Source organism: Methanolobus halotolerans, from assembly GCF_004745425.1.
GTDB classification, from domain to species: domain Archaea; phylum Halobacteriota; class Methanosarcinia; order Methanosarcinales; family Methanosarcinaceae; genus Methanolobus; species Methanolobus halotolerans.
The window spans coordinates 26,631-42,686 of sequence record NZ_PGGK01000018.1 but is presented as its reverse complement, the minus strand read 5'-3'; the positions used below and the strand labels follow the sequence as shown (position 1 = coordinate 42,686).

General features: G+C 45.6%; 16 protein-coding genes and 1 tRNA gene. 8 read left to right on the top strand and 9 right to left on the bottom strand.

Going from position 1 to position 16,056, the window contains the following annotated elements:
- Nucleotides 1–73: 73 nt before the first annotated feature.
- The gene (locus tag CUN85_RS11845; protein WP_135390528.1) at nucleotides 74–619 is read right to left on the bottom strand and encodes a pyruvate ferredoxin oxidoreductase subunit gamma; all 546 of its coding nucleotides are present in this window, start codon (nucleotides 617–619) and stop codon (nucleotides 74–76) included.
- 269 nt (nucleotides 620–888) lie between these two features.
- Entirely contained in the window at nucleotides 889–1,845 is a 957-nt protein-coding gene (gene dusB, locus CUN85_RS11840) for a tRNA dihydrouridine synthase DusB (protein WP_135390527.1), read from the bottom strand.
- Between the two features lie 97 nt (nucleotides 1,846–1,942).
- On the opposite strand from dusB, the gene CUN85_RS11835 reads away from it, so the two are divergent.
- From CUN85_RS11835 to CUN85_RS11825, 3 genes are read left to right on the top strand one after another with little or no spacing between them, the layout of a single operon-like run.
- Nucleotides 1,943–2,479, top strand: a complete 537-nt coding sequence (locus CUN85_RS11835; RefSeq protein WP_135390526.1) for a dephospho-CoA kinase — start codon at nucleotides 1,943–1,945, stop codon at nucleotides 2,477–2,479.
- 5 nt (nucleotides 2,480–2,484) lie between these two features.
- Nucleotides 2,485–2,928: an RNA-binding domain-containing protein gene (locus CUN85_RS11830; RefSeq protein WP_135390525.1), complete on the top strand. Its 444-nt coding sequence runs from the start codon at nucleotides 2,485–2,487 to the stop codon at nucleotides 2,926–2,928.
- Between the two features lie 12 nt (nucleotides 2,929–2,940).
- Complete coding sequence (locus CUN85_RS11825; protein ID WP_135390524.1) at nucleotides 2,941–3,714, top strand: sugar phosphate isomerase/epimerase family protein; 774 nt, start codon at nucleotides 2,941–2,943, stop codon at nucleotides 3,712–3,714.
- A gap of 34 nt (nucleotides 3,715–3,748) precedes the next feature.
- Here CUN85_RS11825 and CUN85_RS11820 read toward each other — a convergent pair whose 3' ends face one another.
- The 4 genes from CUN85_RS11820 to CUN85_RS11805 all read right to left on the bottom strand — a co-directional run bounded on the left by CUN85_RS11820 (nucleotide 3,749) and on the right by CUN85_RS11805 (nucleotide 7,331).
- Nucleotides 3,749–3,919 carry a ribbon-helix-helix domain-containing protein gene (locus CUN85_RS11820; RefSeq protein WP_135390523.1) on the bottom strand — a complete coding sequence of 57 codons (171 nt, stop codon included), beginning with the start codon at nucleotides 3,917–3,919 and terminating at the stop codon, nucleotides 3,749–3,751.
- Nucleotides 3,920–4,041: 122 nt separating this feature from the next.
- A tRNA-Lys gene (locus tag CUN85_RS11815) sits at nucleotides 4,042–4,115 on the bottom strand.
- A gap of 83 nt (nucleotides 4,116–4,198) precedes the next feature.
- A complete protein-coding gene (locus CUN85_RS11810; protein WP_135390522.1) occupies nucleotides 4,199–6,058 on the bottom strand; it encodes an ATP-binding protein in 1,860 nt (619 codons plus the stop codon).
- Nucleotides 6,048–7,331 (bottom strand): DNA double-strand break repair nuclease NurA, encoded by a 1,284-nt coding sequence (locus CUN85_RS11805; protein WP_135390521.1) that lies wholly within the window; start codon nucleotides 7,329–7,331, stop codon nucleotides 6,048–6,050. The genes CUN85_RS11810 and CUN85_RS11805 overlap by 11 nt, the downstream gene beginning before the upstream one ends.
- 358 nt (nucleotides 7,332–7,689) lie before the next feature.
- Between CUN85_RS11805 and CUN85_RS11800 the strand changes: the two genes are divergently transcribed.
- The 3 genes from CUN85_RS11800 to CUN85_RS11790 all read left to right on the top strand — a co-directional run bounded on the left by CUN85_RS11800 (nucleotide 7,690) and on the right by CUN85_RS11790 (nucleotide 11,358).
- The gene (locus tag CUN85_RS11800) at nucleotides 7,690–9,657 is read left to right on the top strand and encodes a sodium:solute symporter family protein (protein ID WP_135390520.1); all 1,968 of its coding nucleotides are present in this window, start codon (nucleotides 7,690–7,692) and stop codon (nucleotides 9,655–9,657) included.
- A gap of 167 nt (nucleotides 9,658–9,824) precedes the next feature.
- Nucleotides 9,825–10,130, top strand: a complete 306-nt coding sequence (locus tag CUN85_RS11795; protein WP_135390519.1) for a hypothetical protein — start codon at nucleotides 9,825–9,827, stop codon at nucleotides 10,128–10,130.
- 193 nt (nucleotides 10,131–10,323) lie between these two features.
- Entirely contained in the window at nucleotides 10,324–11,358 is a 1,035-nt protein-coding gene (locus tag CUN85_RS11790; RefSeq protein ID WP_135390518.1) for a methionine synthase, read from the top strand.
- Between the two features lie 30 nt (nucleotides 11,359–11,388).
- On the opposite strand, the gene CUN85_RS11785 is transcribed toward CUN85_RS11790, so the two are convergent.
- Complete coding sequence (locus CUN85_RS11785; protein ID WP_135390517.1) at nucleotides 11,389–12,399, bottom strand: stage II sporulation protein M; 1,011 nt, start codon at nucleotides 12,397–12,399, stop codon at nucleotides 11,389–11,391.
- Nucleotides 12,400–12,517: 118 nt separating this feature from the next.
- On the opposite strand from CUN85_RS11785, the gene CUN85_RS11780 reads away from it, so the two are divergent.
- Both CUN85_RS11780 and CUN85_RS11775 read left to right on the top strand, forming a co-directional pair.
- The gene (locus tag CUN85_RS11780; protein WP_135390516.1) at nucleotides 12,518–13,261 is read left to right on the top strand and encodes an RAD55 family ATPase; all 744 of its coding nucleotides are present in this window, start codon (nucleotides 12,518–12,520) and stop codon (nucleotides 13,259–13,261) included.
- Between the two features lie 12 nt (nucleotides 13,262–13,273).
- Nucleotides 13,274–13,792 carry a hypothetical protein gene (locus CUN85_RS11775; RefSeq protein WP_135390515.1) on the top strand — a complete coding sequence of 173 codons (519 nt, stop codon included), beginning with the start codon at nucleotides 13,274–13,276 and terminating at the stop codon, nucleotides 13,790–13,792.
- Between the two features lies 1 nt (nucleotide 13,793).
- On the opposite strand, the gene CUN85_RS11770 is transcribed toward CUN85_RS11775, so the two are convergent.
- Together CUN85_RS11770 and CUN85_RS11765 are read right to left on the bottom strand one after the other, a co-directional pair.
- Nucleotides 13,794–14,831 carry an EF-Tu/IF-2/RF-3 family GTPase gene (locus CUN85_RS11770; protein ID WP_135390514.1) on the bottom strand — a complete coding sequence of 346 codons (1,038 nt, stop codon included), beginning with the start codon at nucleotides 14,829–14,831 and terminating at the stop codon, nucleotides 13,794–13,796.
- 55 nt (nucleotides 14,832–14,886) lie between these two features.
- Entirely contained in the window at nucleotides 14,887–16,047 is a 1,161-nt protein-coding gene (locus CUN85_RS11765) for an RNA ligase (protein ID WP_135390513.1), read from the bottom strand.
- Nucleotides 16,048–16,056 lie beyond the last annotated feature (9 nt).

The window sequence follows — 16,056 nt, the reverse complement described above, 5'->3', positions numbered from 1 at the left end:
TTGAAGGTTCTCCATCCGCCGGTCTTGTTGACACGGCTGGTACCTGCCTCACAAACAGCTCCGGGAACTATCTTCATTGCTGACCCCTCATCATTTTATATGCTTCCATTATAGCTTCTGCGTTCCTGTCTCCGACCTTGCCCGGGAACCTTTCTCTGACCGCTTCCATGATGGACTCAGGTCTGATGTCACCGGTGGCGCCGGCGAAAGCACCGAGCAGTATCGTATTGACTATCGGCCTTCCGATAATATCGAGTGCGATCTTGGTGGCGTTCACCGTCATGACCCTGGCTTTTGTATCGATTTTGAATGTATCAGGATCGAAATCACTGTTTATAATTAGTATCCCGTCATCCTTGAGGCCACTTGCAACATCAACTACCTCAAGCAGTGTAGGGTCCTGGACGATCACATAGTCCGGTTTGTAGACCTGGCTTCTAAGTCTTATCGGAGCATCACTTATTCTGGTAAAAGCCTGGACTGGCGCCCCCCTTCTTTCCACTCCAAAAGCAGGGAAGGCCTGGCTGAACTTGTTGTCTGCAAAAGCAGCAACAGCCAGCAATTCGGCAGCAGTGACCGAACCCTGACCGCCACGACCGTGTATTCTTATTTCTTTCATCTAAAATTCTCCATAAACGTATGAAATAAACAATAAATCAATTGAACAAAGCATTTTAAACAAGTTTTCGGCATTTTGGATACCGCAGAATCGAACGAATCAAATCCATGTTGCCAGATGCGCATGAAATTTCCGTCATCTGCAGTAAAATGCAATGTTTAATTGTGTAGAATCGGTTAATTCTTATTTAGTCTTTCGGTAATTTACGCTGTTAATTAAATTAAAAATAAATTTATTTAATTGTTCTAAAGGAACCATATAAGGCATTATCATGACGTATGCCCGCACATCTCTTCTATACGCAGGATTATCTCATCTGTATTTTGTGCTTCTGCAATATTGTTTCTTATATGTCTGCCATTGCGGATTCCTCTTGTGAACCATTGGGCATGTGCTCTCATATTTATCGTGTGCATAAGCCCATGTTCTTCCATAAGGCTAAAATATCTGCGTATGTCGATAACTCTCTGCATGCACTCGTCATATTCCAGCATACCCCCCGTATGAAGGTAGTGAGAGATCCTTTTGAAAAGAAACGGATTTCCCATTGCAGCTCTTCCTATCATTATTCCGTCACATCCGGTGTATTCCAGAGCATACTCAGCCGATGCTTCATCAACAATATCCCCGTTCACGATGACAGGTATGGAAATCTCTTCTTTTATTCTTTTTGCATATTCCATATCCGACCTGCCGGAATACTGCTGTTGCCTTGTTCTTCCATGTACAGTCAGGGCACATGCACCTGCATTCTCTATCAGCTGTGCAATCTTAAGAGTCTTTTCCATATCTTCAAGTACACGTATCTTTGCAGTAACAGGTATAGAAACAGTCTCAGAAAGTTTCTCAACTATCGAATGTATGAGCTCGGGAGATTCGAGCAGTGCTGCCCCGAAGCCGTCTTTTGTGAGCAGTTTTGCCGGGCATCCGCAATTAAGGTCTATTATGTCCGGATGGTAAGTTCCCTCTATTTTCAGGGCTGCTTCGGATATGACACGTGGGGAATTACCGAAGATCTGTATCCCGAAGGGTTTTTCGTTATCGTAGCTTCTGCCACGTCTGAAGGTCTTAACATTTTCATAGATGACAGCATCTGAGCTTATCATCTCGGAATATGTCATTGAAGCTCCGTATTCTCTGCACAGGAAGCGGAATGGCAGGTTGGTGACATTGGACATCGGAGCCAGAAGTATGTTTCCCGGAAATTTTACTTTACCTATCTTCATTTACGTGGGGTATCGAAGGGGATACTAATATATAAGTAGAATGTGTGGAAAAAGACCATAGTAACAGCATTCTTCATAAATCACGACAGGTTAATCAATGACCAGGATATTAGCTTTTGTAGGTATGCCTGCCTCTGGCAAATCTGAGGCCTCTGCGGTCCTGCGCCGCAAAGGGATTGCAGTGATAAACATGGGCGATGTCATCAGGGAGGAAGTTGTCCGCAGGGGACTGGAACCCACGGATACCAACACCGGCGGCGTCGGCACAGAGTTGCGTGAAAAGGAAGGCAGGGATGCCGTTGCGCGCCGTTGCGTTCCAAAGATACGGGGTGCAGATCCGGACCTTCTTGGTATAGATGGTGTCAGGAGTGTGCCGGAAGTGGAATGTTTCAAGAATGCATTTGGGGATGATTTTACACTTGTGTCCATTGAGTCTCCCCTTGAGGTTCGCTTTGCACGGGTGAAGGCCCGCGGCAGGAGTGATGACATGCAGGATATCAACGCACTTAAGGCCAGGGACGAGCGGGAACTTGGATGGGGCATGGGCGAAGCCATGAAGATGGCAGATATTGTTATTACCAATAACGGGACACTTGAAGAGTTCAGGAAGAAGATAACAGAACTTGTGGAATAGATTCAATGATAAAGGTTATAGTCTCTGCGAAAGTGAACCCCACGGAAGACGGGGATAAGGTCCGTGAGGCCATCAGGAATATTTTCCCTGATATCGGGCTGAAGGAGGAGAAACTGTCTGAATACAGTTCAAGATTATCAGGAAAGGGTGACATATCTGCATTCACGAACCTGCATCACCTTATCAGGGAAGAAGAGATAATCGATACATCCCGTACCCGGCTGAATGTCGGACTGTCAGAGGACAGGAAATCCACTTCATTTATTGTCAGCAAGCAGGTAGCCACTGTCGGCCGCCTGAACTATCCTGCAAAGGAGGAATCTCTCGGTTCAATAAACATAGAGGTTCTTGCCGATTCCGACACGGAGATGCAAAGATTCTTCGACTGGTTAACCCCCCCGACAGAAAACGGTATCCCAAACTTTGAAATAAATATCGATAGCGTTTAAGGATGTTTAGTAATGAGGATCAGGAACCTGAGTTTTTCGTCACGTGAGGTAGTAGAGGAATCTTTTGAATGGGTCTACGACCTTGAGGACCTAGGATACGTCGGATGGGAGATCGTACAGGAAGGTTCCCATTGCCTTAATGAGGTTAATTTGGCAAAAGTAAAGGAGATCAGGGAAACCACTAACCTGCAAATGAGCATGCACCTTCCCTTCTCGGACATGAACCTGGCCGGCCTCAACGAAGGGATACATAACGAGGTCCTGAGGCAGATGAAGTATTATCTGCAGATGGCCTCAGGGCTTGTTGAGGTCGCGGTACTGCATCCCGGATACCTTTCTCCATATGGTGCAAAGCTGCCTGAGAGGTCATGGCAGACAAGTATCACCTCGGTTCAAATGCTCTGCGACTTTGCAGCAGAAATTGGGATTACGATCGCAGTGGAGAACATGCCTAATTTTCCCAAGATATTCGGCCAATACCCGGATGAAATGCTGGATCTGCTCGAGAAGGTGGACAGGGAAAATGTAGGTATGACCCTTGACGTGGGACATGCTAACACCATGGGGTTTCTGGACGAGTTCGTGGAGAAGTGCAAAGGCAAACTCTCGCACATGCATATTCACGACAATCACGGTGAACACGATGAGCATCTTCCCCTGGGACAGGGTAATATCGACTGGAAGAAACTGATGGAAAACCTTTCTGATTACAAAGGGCTAATGGTTACTGAGATGGCCGGACTTGAAGAAGGCAGGCAATGTATCGAGTATCTGAAGAGTCTCTGATACATAAATAAGGGTATAACAAAAAAGTAAAGGCCTATTCTTCAAGTCTGCCATGCCTGCGGTCTATATTATCCATCTGGTCCAGTAGTTTACGTATGGCTGTTCTTATGGCATCGGCCTGTGTAACGAATTTCTTATTGTCTCCTACATGCTCGTTCAGATCATTAAGGAGTTCCTGGGGGATGTCAACACTCACTTTTGGCATGGTATCACCTTTTAGGATATAAATGATTTAGGTGGATAGACCAACAGATATAGATATAATTTCTGGTTTAGAAAATCACAGAAAAGCAAGCAAAACCGGAACTGATAAAATAAGTATCAATGCGAGCCGGAAGGGAGTTGAACCCTTGGCCTACGGATTAAGAGTCCGTCGCTCTGCCTGGCTAAGCTACCGGCCCGCGCTGAATTATTAATTGAGCGAGACTTCCATACGTAATTGCTTCATATATACATTTCGGTGAAAAGATGTCTGAACGGATTTTCAGACATGCTTAACCACGCATTTTGACAGGCCTACTATCTCTACCATGTCACTGTTATCGGGGCTCTGGATTATCATCTGCCCCTTCTTCAGGTACGGGATGCGCTTCTCAAATTCCTTTTTCACTTTCATTGTGCTGATGGCCGCATCGTTGCTCAGGTTGAGAATAATGCGTGTGTTGATCTGCTTGAACACTGTCTCATCAATATCCTGCGGGTCCTGGGTTATCAGGAATAGTCCCAGCCCTTCCTTCCTGCCCTGGCGGGCGGCATCTGCAAATTTGGATATGAGGCGCCTGGAGTGCTCTCCACCTGCCTTTGCAAGGTAGCGGTGAGCCTCGTCGAGTCCCAGGATAATGGGTGTTCCCTTGACCGCAGCCTCTCCTGATGTGCTGAGTTTGTTGTCCACTATCATGCTCATAAGAGTGAGTGTTATCAGGTCGCGTATGCAGGAGCTTGTGATGTACTCGGTCGGGAAGACACTGACCTGCCCGGATCTGAATATCTGGCCCAGGATCTCGGTGATGGACTTTGCGGGCTGGTCAAAAACCCTTGCAAGAGCACGATTCTTTACCCTGCGTACGATACCGTCATAAGATGATTCGTGTATCTTGCCGCTCTCTACGTAATGATCCCTTGCATCATCATCATCTATGAAGTTCATGAAACCGCTGTATGTATGCTGCCCGCTCCTCTTGAAAAAGTCATCAAGAAGCAGATCGACACCTACGTATTGCAGTTCGGTCATGCCCACAGGAGCTATGAGCCAGGAATTATTACGTACCATTTCAAAAGGTATGGTGAACTCTATCTGCTCTGCTCTTGACCTTCCCTTATACACTTCCCCGTCAATCTTTGCAACAAAGGTCCTTGTGTTCTTGCATGCTCCGAAATTAACCTTCTCGGCCCTGAATGTGAAATCATTATCAGATGTCAGGTCAGGATTGTTCTCGAACAGCTGGGAGTACTCATCCTGCGGGTCCATTACCACAAGGCAGGGATTCTTCCTTTCCTGGGAACCACGCAGGTTGTACCTGTTATCTTCACACATGAACTGGCGCAGGATGTTCTTGGTCAGGAAGGTCTTACCGGTACCCGTACTGCCGCAGACCAGCATGTGCCTGAATATCAGAGGGTCGCCCATAGCATAGTCATTCCTGAGGTAATACGGGACAGTGGGAGGTACGGCATGAGTTTTTACAAGCTCGCCGCCAACACTCAGGTGTCCCAGGAAAATGCCCTCTTCCGGTATGTTGAGACCTGTCTGTATCTTCATCTTCTCCGTAACGGGCATTATGGGAGTGTTCGGACGCGGTATCCTGTCTCCCATTCTCCTGGCAAGGATACTACCTTTTGATGTACTCTGTTCGTAGAGGATGCAGATGGGGTCAAGATATGCCAGGAACTTGTAGTCAACTTCGTCCGTATGGTTGAACCGTAGCATCCTGCGGGAATGTATCTCTGTTGCGTCGTCAACAACATATTCCTGCAGGTATTGCAGTTTCCATATCCTCGCGAAGAGATCCTCGTCCCCGTAGGGAACTATTACATAGGTCCCCAGGCGAATGTCCCTGCGCCTGGTTGTGGTTATATATCCGGTGATCCTTGCTCCGGCTTCAGTGATCTCCAGAGGGTCAATACCTGTTGTAATGATGCCGAAGGCATTCTGCATTCCGTTGTTCATTGGGGGGACATTTATTTCGCGATCTAGCTCGTAATCCTCGAAATCTTCCTGTTCTTCCCGATGCGGATCCTCAGATCCTTCCTTAAGTAAAACGTGTTCTTCTTTTTTATTTTTGTTGCCTTCTGTTCCCGGTTCATCGTTCCTTTCAACAAAGGCAAGTATGTCCTCATCTCTCATCAATTTCGCCCCATCTGATATCGTTATAACTAATATCGATCCTTGAATTCCTGAACTTATCAATTATCTGGCGCCTTTCTGACAACTGTATCTTTGCCACGGAATCAGCTTTTGACAGGGTCCTGGGTATGCCGTTAAGAGCTATGTCATAAAGCATTTTTCTTGTTATCAGGTTTCGCATTTGCTCGTGTTTTACAAGGCCGTAAGGTGATTCTATCTTAAATATCGTATTCATGGAAGGCACAAGCACCATGAAGAATGCAAGTGCATAGTCCTCCGCCGGAAATCTGTGGCTGAGCTTGTCCCTTACCAGGGGGGAGGTTGTGCTGATCATCTTCTCGTAGAACTGTTTCGGCTGCACGAACCAGTTGGTATATGTGATGTACTTTCTCGCATCCTTACCTTTAATGCCTGCTTTCTCGGGAGACAGGGCATTCTTGAAGAACTGGGCATCCAGCATCCAGGGCAGGTCAAGCTCCTTTTCCTGTTTTTTCAGGGTCTGCATTATCTGCATGTCCTCGGGATTCTTCACAAAACCCACCAGAGGCTTCTGCATGCTGATATGGTGGTCCATGATGTCGATATAGTTCTGGAGGACCTTTTCACTGTGAGAATCAGTACGTATCCTGATTTCATCGGAAGCCACAACCATCCAGTACATCAGTCGCTTGGGATATATGGGGCCGTCCATAATAAGGAAGCTCTCACTTTGCATCTTATCCAGCATCCACAAAAGGTGCTCGGATTCGCAGAGGTACAGTGCGATATCGTGCAGCATTTCGTTGGTCTTTTTGTTCAGGATGCCCGGCTGGATACGTATGATCTTTTTGCGCCCCGCACCACCATCAAAGGATTCCCAGCTGTTACTTGTATCGATGGTCACTTTTTTGCTTGCGGTATAGGTAGCCGCTACGATAGTGCGCATATTATGGATCTCAAGGTCAGTAGGACTGGATGCCAGGGCGCAGTGACAGAAATCCACGTATAGTCCGTTATCGAATGTCCTTGTTGTCGTACTTCCGCTGTCACAGGCGTAACTGATACTGAAAGGGTCACTTGAGCCAAGCATCTTTTCAATGCTCACCCTGCCGCGTTTCACTTTTCCGATAGCCTTGAGGACGGTCTTCCCTTCACACCTGAGTTCGTTCAGAAGTTTAAGGATATCTTTTACACTGTCTGTGTCATCATTCTCAGGATCATCCTTACTGAGACATGAGTCGATGCGCGACACAAGGTCGTGTATCTCTTTTATGTGAACCGGTTCAAGGGTCATTGGCTAGGATAGTTCCTTGATGCTAATATTTTTTTGGCTCCAGAGCCCGGATATATCTTTTATTCGGGTGACAAAACTGTTCTGAGGATTAATGAGCAATAATATTCGACAATCTATATATAAATGTACTTTCACAAATCCATGATAAATTTAATTCTGTCATTGTACTTTCAGAAATAAATTTAGTGCAAGTGAATAGGATTTTTCTCTGATGTCAACATAAAATACACTTGTCTAACTGTAAACTTAATTTTTTGAAAAGTCTTATATAGAACTCTATATAAGGAATATATCAATTATATCCAAAGCTTCAGTCCGCTTATAAAAATGGATTGATATTGACAGAGAGGTTGTAGTTATGGAAAATTATATGATCTTTATAATATTGATGGCAGTCTATTTACTTGGGCTGATATCCATTGGGTTGTATTTCTCAAAAAAACAAAAGTCTGTGACCGACTTCTGGCTTGCCGGACGCAAGGTGGGTCCATTAGCTATCGGTTTTTCAGCGGCATCATCATGGATGACAGCAGGAGGAATTCTTGCGGTCATTGGTCTGTACATGTTGCTTGGTATGGGTTCTGTCTGGGAGTTCGTTGCCCCTAACATCCTGGCACTCCTGATCATAGCCCTGCTTGTGGGTAAGATCAAACACCTGCCCGCAATTACCCAGCCGGAATTGCTTGAGCAGCGGTACAGCAGCTCCATTCGTGCACCGGTTGCAATTATCATTGCTATTGTAATGATCCTCTTTGCAGTAGCTGATATCATAGGCTTCTCACTTGTGCTTAGCATATTCTTCGGTCTGGAACCGATCTACGCTGCTGCTATAGTGGCTATTGCTATTTCGTTATATGTAACCCTTGGTGGATTTTCCGCAGTTATCTGGACCGACATGGTACAGTTCCTGCTACTGGCCACCTTCTCGATTGTGACTGCCCTTCTTGTTGTAAGTGCAGCTACAGCGGGTACAGCAGATAGTCCTGCGATCAGTACATCCGAACTATTCGGTAGCGTTTCATCCGACTGGTGGGACATCTTCAACTTCGGACTTCCGGCTGGTGACCCTGCCATATTCGGAATATTTGCTGCGATAGTCTTCCTCATTGCAATTATCCCCGGATGGATAACGGAACAGGACCCCTGGCAGAGGATATGGGCTGCAAAGGATCGAAAGTCCGCAAGGACCGGTATGATTCTCGGCTCTTTCTTCATCTTCCTTATCTTTGGTGTGGTGTGTACGGTAATCGCCATCGGCCTGAACCATCTGTACCCTGAGATATCTGCCTCCATGGAAACCATCGGTATGGGAGCTATGGCACAGGCAGAACCTGCATTGCTCGTATTCATAGCACAGGCCCTTACACCTCTTGGTATCGGCCTGGCGGGTGTTGGACTGGCTGCTGCTGCAATGTCCTCTGCTGACACGTTTGCAACATCAGGCGGATCATGTCTCTCCCGTGACATATACCAGAGGTTCATAAAGCCCGATGCAACCATGAAGGAGATGATGGTAGTTAACAGAATAAGCGTGCTGATCATAATTCTGGTGGCAACGGTCCTGTCCTTCTATATACAGGGTATCATCGAGGCTATTCACATCGCGACCTTCATTGCCAGCGCATCCTACTTCTTCCCGTTGATGGGGGGCCTGTACTGGAAGCGTGCAACAAAGCAGGGTGCCCTTGCAGGACTTATCGTCGGCGCAATAGCACAGATCTCATTCACCGTGATAGACTATTCCAGCACTCCTTTACTGGCTATCGGCTCTCTTTCTGCAATCAGCCCATTGCTTGCTAATCATGGTGTAATTATCGGAATGGTTTTGAGCGGAACTGCCTTCTTCGGAGTTTCTCTATTGACCCAGACATCTGATACAGTTCACCTGGCACCCTTCTTTGCGGATGAGGCTGAAAAGCTTGCAAAGGAAGAATTCGTCGTCGACGAATCTGACCCGCAGTACAGAAAACTGATAGGCAGTCTTGACAGAGAGGTTATCGGTGACCGAGCTATCTTCAAGATGAATCTTGAGGCGTCTGCAACGGTCAACTGGGATAAGTTCGTGAATGAGCTCAAAAACATTCATCCTTCCTGGGTGACACCTACCGGTATCAATTCGGTCTATAGATTGACAAAGGGCGATATGCTTGCCTGTGTATCCCTCTCCCGCGGGAACACTGAAAAGGATATATGGTTTGCTTCTGAGCCTATGGCACAGGATGTGGAAACCCATGTAAAGGAATTCTTCAGTGCCTTTAAGCAGGTTTCACAGGCCCTGGAGAATATCGGTATTCTCCTGACCCTGCCAACAACTGAAGAAGTATGAAAAGCTTCTTGTTTCGGGCGCTTGCCCGATCTTTTTTCTTTTTGTTAGCCTTTACAGCATCCTGTGTCCTTTTTGCTTCATATTAATCAGTCACATAGTCCCTGAAGATCATCTCAGAAGGATTATTATTTTAAACGTCAGCCACATAGTTACATCCGGTGGTATAAATGGATTTAAAGAATCCTGTTTTGAATATTGATATTAGTAAGGGTAAGACAGAAGAACTTCAATGTTTGAAGGATGGCTTTGAAGAACTGAATCCGGAAGAGAAATTCGATGTTGTGGAGCTTCAGAGCATAATGCTTCAAAAGATACATAATCGCCGTGAGATGTATGGGCTACCTGAAAGCAGGCAGAAAGCTGAAAGGGATGCTAGCGAGATCATCTCTCATATGTCACCGAGATCCCTGGATTATTCCCAGAACTGTATTAATTATTATATCTCGAAGATCGCTTCTGCTGTGAAGAAGTAAAACCGGTACTTGCTGCCAATTGTATTATTTTAATTATTATCTTTTTGACAGCGTTGTGATAGAATGGGAAGCATGCATGGGTTATTACAGATAAACTAATATGTATAAGTGATATGTAATATATGCCTTCCGGGGGATAAGAGACCTTCATCACTCAAAACTTATAAGTGAAATACAGGATAATAGTGCTGGCATGGCAGAGATTATCTTTGATGACATTGGCAGTTTTCCTCTTCCCGCAGAAACCTCCAGGGAATGGATGGCAGGGAAGTTCGCTGAAAAGAAGAGCGATAAGGACCTTTTCAGGATCGTTAATGATGCCTTCATGAAAAAAGTGGAAGCCGGTGTGGAGGTGCCCACCTATCCCCAGTACCAGGACATGAACGAGCAGTTCCTGTCGGTTATCAGGGACCCGGAGCGCACCGAAGAGCCATTCAAAGTAAGAATTGCCGATGCCCGCATCATAGAACTTGAAGCCATCAGGCCTGTTGCGAAGGCCTACAGGGAAGAGAAAGGTGAAAAACTCAATGTGCGTGTTTGTGTTACCGGACCTCTTGAACTTTATCTCAAGGATTTCGGAGGAACCGAGTATGTTGATATACTGAACGTGCTTGCGGAAAGTGTTAACCGTTTTGTGAAGAACTCACTTTCCAATGCCGGGGACTTTAACATAAGGACAGTTTCCATTGACGAACCAAGCATCGGTATAAATCCCCAGGTAATGTTCTCAGATAATGATCTGATAAAGGCTATGGACACTGCATCCAGTTCTGCAAAAAAGGCCGGTTGTGATGTTGAAGTGCATCTGCATTCACCCCTGCATTACAAACTCGCATGTCAGGCTGACAATATTGGTGTAATAGGCGTTGAGTCCGCAGCGACCCCCTCATATCTTGATCTGATAGACGTAGAGGAACTCGAAAAAAGTGATTCCTTCTTGCGGGTGGGCATTGCAAGGACTGATATATTCAACCTTGTCTCGGTGCTAAACGAGAAGTACGATACCAATGTCTGGAAGGACCAGGCTCACATGGAAGAGATCGTTACCCGGATGGAGACTCCTGAACTTATTAAAAAGAGGCTTGAGAAGGCGTACTCCATGTTTGGTGAGAGGATAAAATACGCAGGTCCGGACTGCGGACTGGGCTCATGGCCCGGTCAGGATATGGCCGCACAGCTACTCAGAAATGTTGCATCCGCAATGGGTGATTTCAGGAAGGAGCAGTAAGATCTTTAATGCCGTAACATGTCACCGGGTTCATATGAAATATGCATTGATTCCGGCATCGATAAAGTGCATTACCCTGTTTACGATTTCCAGTGTAACATAGGTCTCGATATACGCTGCAACCAACAGCATAAGCATCATTACTGCAAAGGTCTTCCACAGATATCGGGAATTCAGGTATTCTTTCACGCTTGCCATCACAGTCGACACGTCACTTTTCAGGCTCTCAATGGTGTCTCCGAGAAAAAGTTCTCGATCTATGATCTCATGGGAATTGATGCATGCGAATCTGCGGCCTGCTGAGGCAGCGATCAGGATGGCAGGTATCTCTATAATGCCATGTGGTACGATGGATATGAAGAAATAGATGACATTATATAACGAGCCAACTGCGATTCCCTTCTCTCCGAACAACTGGAAGCCCGTCATTGCTCCGTTGAATATGAAAAAAGCCAATAGTATCCCCATCAAAAGACCATTCACTGCCAGGATCATGATCGGTACCGTGTACGGGAGCATGTAGGCAAACATACGGTAGTCATCCTTTCCATAGCCGCAGTACTGCCAGATGGTATCTCTTCTTTCATGCACCGTTCTTTCCATAGATGAGAAATCCTGATCCCGGGAGGATACTACTTTCTGTAAAAAGCTGTTCAGGGGCATCAACATTTTTTCGAAGCCGATAGAGGTGTAAGAATATATCCGGTTCGTGGTCCTCAATTCAATATCCCTCACAAGCAACGGATGGATCAGCAGGAAAAGTCCTGTGCCAACCGAAGCAATGAAGACTGCCAGGGTGTTGAACATGAATATCGCCCACACAGGACTGATATATTCAGCAGTGATCACTACCTTGGCAGTTGCAGCGGAAGCCGTGGACGTGATGGCATCACTTACAGGTGCAGGTTCAGATACTGCCAGCATGAAGGAATACAGGGCCATACTGAATATGAGCGCTATCAGTAATGATGTGGTAAAGGTCTTTAAGGACCAGATAATATCTTTCCTGTGAATCTGGAATTTGGGGTCAGGTTTGAGCATTTCTATAGATAATTATTTAGAATACATTTTATAAAACATGTCCGATACATTAAAATATATAGCAATATTATAATACTCATACATCTATAATAGTCTAATTATTGATCGAGGCAGTATAATGAGAATACCTACAGGAATAGAGGGATTTGATGAACTGGTACAGGGAGGTCTCCTGTCAGAGAGGGTATATGTGTTAAGCGGTCCCCCCGGCAGTGGTAAAACGACATTTGGCGTTCAGTTTCTTGCAGGCGGGGCAGTAAGGGGAGAGGTGGGATTATATGCCACGCTGCTTGAATGCCCTCAAAACATCATCAACGATATGTCCAATTATTCACTGAACATACCTGCCCACATAAACGGGCAGAAACTTCTCTTTGCCGATCTTGGTCCGAGGATGGAGTACGGATATATGGATGAGCTCAATGAGTTCATTACCCCGGATTACAATGTTGGCAGGACATCTATTGAAAGTGAGGCTCCTTCACCTTCGATGGTTTTTAAGGAGATTGCAGCATACGTTTCCGAGTATGATGTAAAACGTCTAGTTATCGATTCTGTCTCAGCTATAAGGTTCACTACAAATGATTTCTCCCTGCAGGAGAAAGAAATGAGCAGGTTCATCAGGAACCTTAAGAAACTCGGCTGCACTACTGTGCTCCTGTCTGAAATGACAGACCCCACAGCATATTCCACGGAGCAGTTTGCTGCACATGGTGTCATTTTCATGCACAACTTCCTGTATGACAAGACCATGACACGTGCCATCCAGCTGATCAAGATGCGTGGTACAAGGCATGACTGTAATATGCGTACAGTCAGCTTTTCGGAAAATGGACTTAAGGTCGAAGGATATCTGGAATAATGGTAGTTATCAATGGTCGGACTATTCAAGCGAGAGAAAGAAAGCAGGAAGATCTCTGAAAAAGAAAGGGTTCATCTTGCAGAAGTTTCCTACAAACTGGGGTTTGAGGTAGGTTACCACAGGCATTCGGAAATAGGCTGGGTCCAGGAACAACTTAACAAACTCTATGGCTTTGCCGAGGAATATGAACTAAGAGACTTTGCCCGTGAGAACTATATGCGCGGGAAGGAAGAAGGTTCTAAAACCAAGGAGAGGGATACAAAATCAGGTATGTTCAAGGGAATGGGCAAAGAGAATAAAGCGGAATCGGATAAATCTTCAGGCTTTACGACGGAGCGCCCTGTTCAGGCAGCGTCCTTTTCAAAGAGCGAATCCGGTTTTACCTCCCAAAGGACATCCCTTGAAAACTCTTCTGCCGCAATACAACAGCCAACTCTCACAGACCTTCCTGACAGCGTACAGCTCACGAAGGCAGTTGAAATGCCCTCTGTTCTGGAGGGTTCCAAACACCTGCTTCCCAAAAAGAAATAACTCACTGGCTGTATCCGAAGGCAACAAATCTTTGTTTTTCGTCAAGGTTTGTAAGTATGAACCTGTCATCCTTACTGTAAGCTATTTCCTTTGAACCGGAGAGCTGTACAAGATATTTTTTACCGGGTTTTGCTTTTTCAGCGTTTCCCCCATCCTGAATTATGTTCATCACTTTAACCGGAGATGACTGCAGGCCTGCGAAAAGATGTAGCATGTCTCCTACTTCGAATTCTTTAGCTAACTGCGAAAGGGTGCATTCAAGGACAAGATCAGTTGCTACTATTTCCTCATTAGAGATAACAAAACCTCTGTCTATATCCTTGGACTGTATGCTCTTCAGGGCAAGTCCCACCCTTGCACCTGTAGGGGCACTTTTAACGTCCACGTCATGCATCTGGATGGAACGGATCTCCAGATCTTTTTTCACAGGGTAGGCAACCATCTTATCCTTTGCATTGATAGTCCCCTGGGACACGACACCAAGCACAACACATCCTATGCCAGTAACGTTGAAGGACTGGTCCACGATCACCCTGGGAGGCAGATCGTCCTGTTTCCTTTGTTCTGCCTCTACCTTTTCGTCAAGGGTGAATATAATCTCCTTTAACTCTTCCATACCTTCAAAGGTGGTTGTAGAAACATTGTGGTAATCCCAGTTCTCAAGAGCAGTTCCCTTAGTTATCCTCTGGAGCTTCTCTTTGAGCTCTTCAAGGGCAAGAGGGTAGGAAAGGTCTGATTTTGTCAGGACGACTATTCCATGTCGGTATCCTATGAGATCCAGGGCAATAATGCACTCGGCAGCCATGGTGTCAAGTCCTTCGGGAGGCACGCACAGAAGTGCGATATCAGAGAGGTTCAGGGCAGTGACAAGCGCTTTGGTAGATGCGGGATATCCGGTGGCATCGATTGTTGTGAGCACTCTTTCGCTTTTGGCAAAATCGTACATGGTAATATCCGCAACACTACCTTTCTTCCCAAGTTTTCCTGCAAGCGTGGTCTTTCCGCTTTTTTCACTTCCGATTATGGTTATTTTTGTCATATGAGCATCCTTGAGTATGGTCTTACAGATAAATGTTTTTAGATATATCTCTTTTTCACGACCATAACTGGCCTTCTACTATACTCTTGGTTTTGTCAGTTGTGCTTTTATTCAGTTTGCTGATTCTGACGAGGTAATCTTCCCCTATTTTTTCAGGGGGACCGAATATAACATCAACGCCAAGTCTTTCAAGATATGCCCTGAACCTGTCTATAGTATCTCTGTTCCTGACCCTTATACGAACATCATCAGAAATGCGTTCATCCCTTTGTACTTCCCGGATAGACCGTATCATCGGTCTGAGTATACTTTCCCCGAGCCGGAGGCAGCGCTTTCTGAGCTCCTCCTCGTTTTCGTTCCATTCGGCGGACTGGAAGCCTTCTCTTACTATCCTTGGAAACATATAGTCTCTGCCACTATCGTTATAAAATCGGAATGCATGTCGAAGATCGGCACAATTACTTTCTGAACATGTGTATTTGATTGGTTGCAATACCATCTCAGGATCCTTGATGATGACGCCTTCATGTTCCTTTTTTCCAAGTTCTCTGATTATCCTGGTTATTTTCGAAGGTGCTTCTTCAATCCCGAATTCACCGAAAAGTTCCACCTGGCTGAAACCATAATCACTTGCAAGTTCCCTTCTTTCTATCACGGGAAGAGGTGCACCGTCAAATTTTGACCTGATATCAAAAACAAAGAGATCCAGGGATTTTACTCCATAGATATCCTTTGGAACGTAAGGGTTATCCGGACCCACCATTTCCCCGTAGATCACAAGATCGGGGTTTTCTGTGAAAAAATCGTGGTTGAGCAGGTGCTGTGCACGTTCTGTTGAATAAGGGCACACGTGACCGCTACGTGTCAGAGTGATGAGCTCACCCTTATGTCCGGTGACACGCACATTATAACCGTTCATTTTCTCTTCAACAAGAACTGATCCGATATCAGGAAAATTCCTCTCTATGGCAGGAAAAAGTGTCATGGCCCTTTTTATTTTCGGGAAACCTCTTATCATTTCAAAGTCATTGCCCTTTTTAATAAAGACGCTGCCGGTCTCGATACCTGAAATATGATTGTCGAACCTGAATATATCTTCATATTCGCCCCAGTTCCGTACGATGGTCCTTTTTTTGAGGAGCTCGGAAAGCCTGGACGGCGGCAGTCCGAGGAATTCTGCCGCCTTCTCGATATCTATTTCATCTTCATTATTCATTCTTTTGTT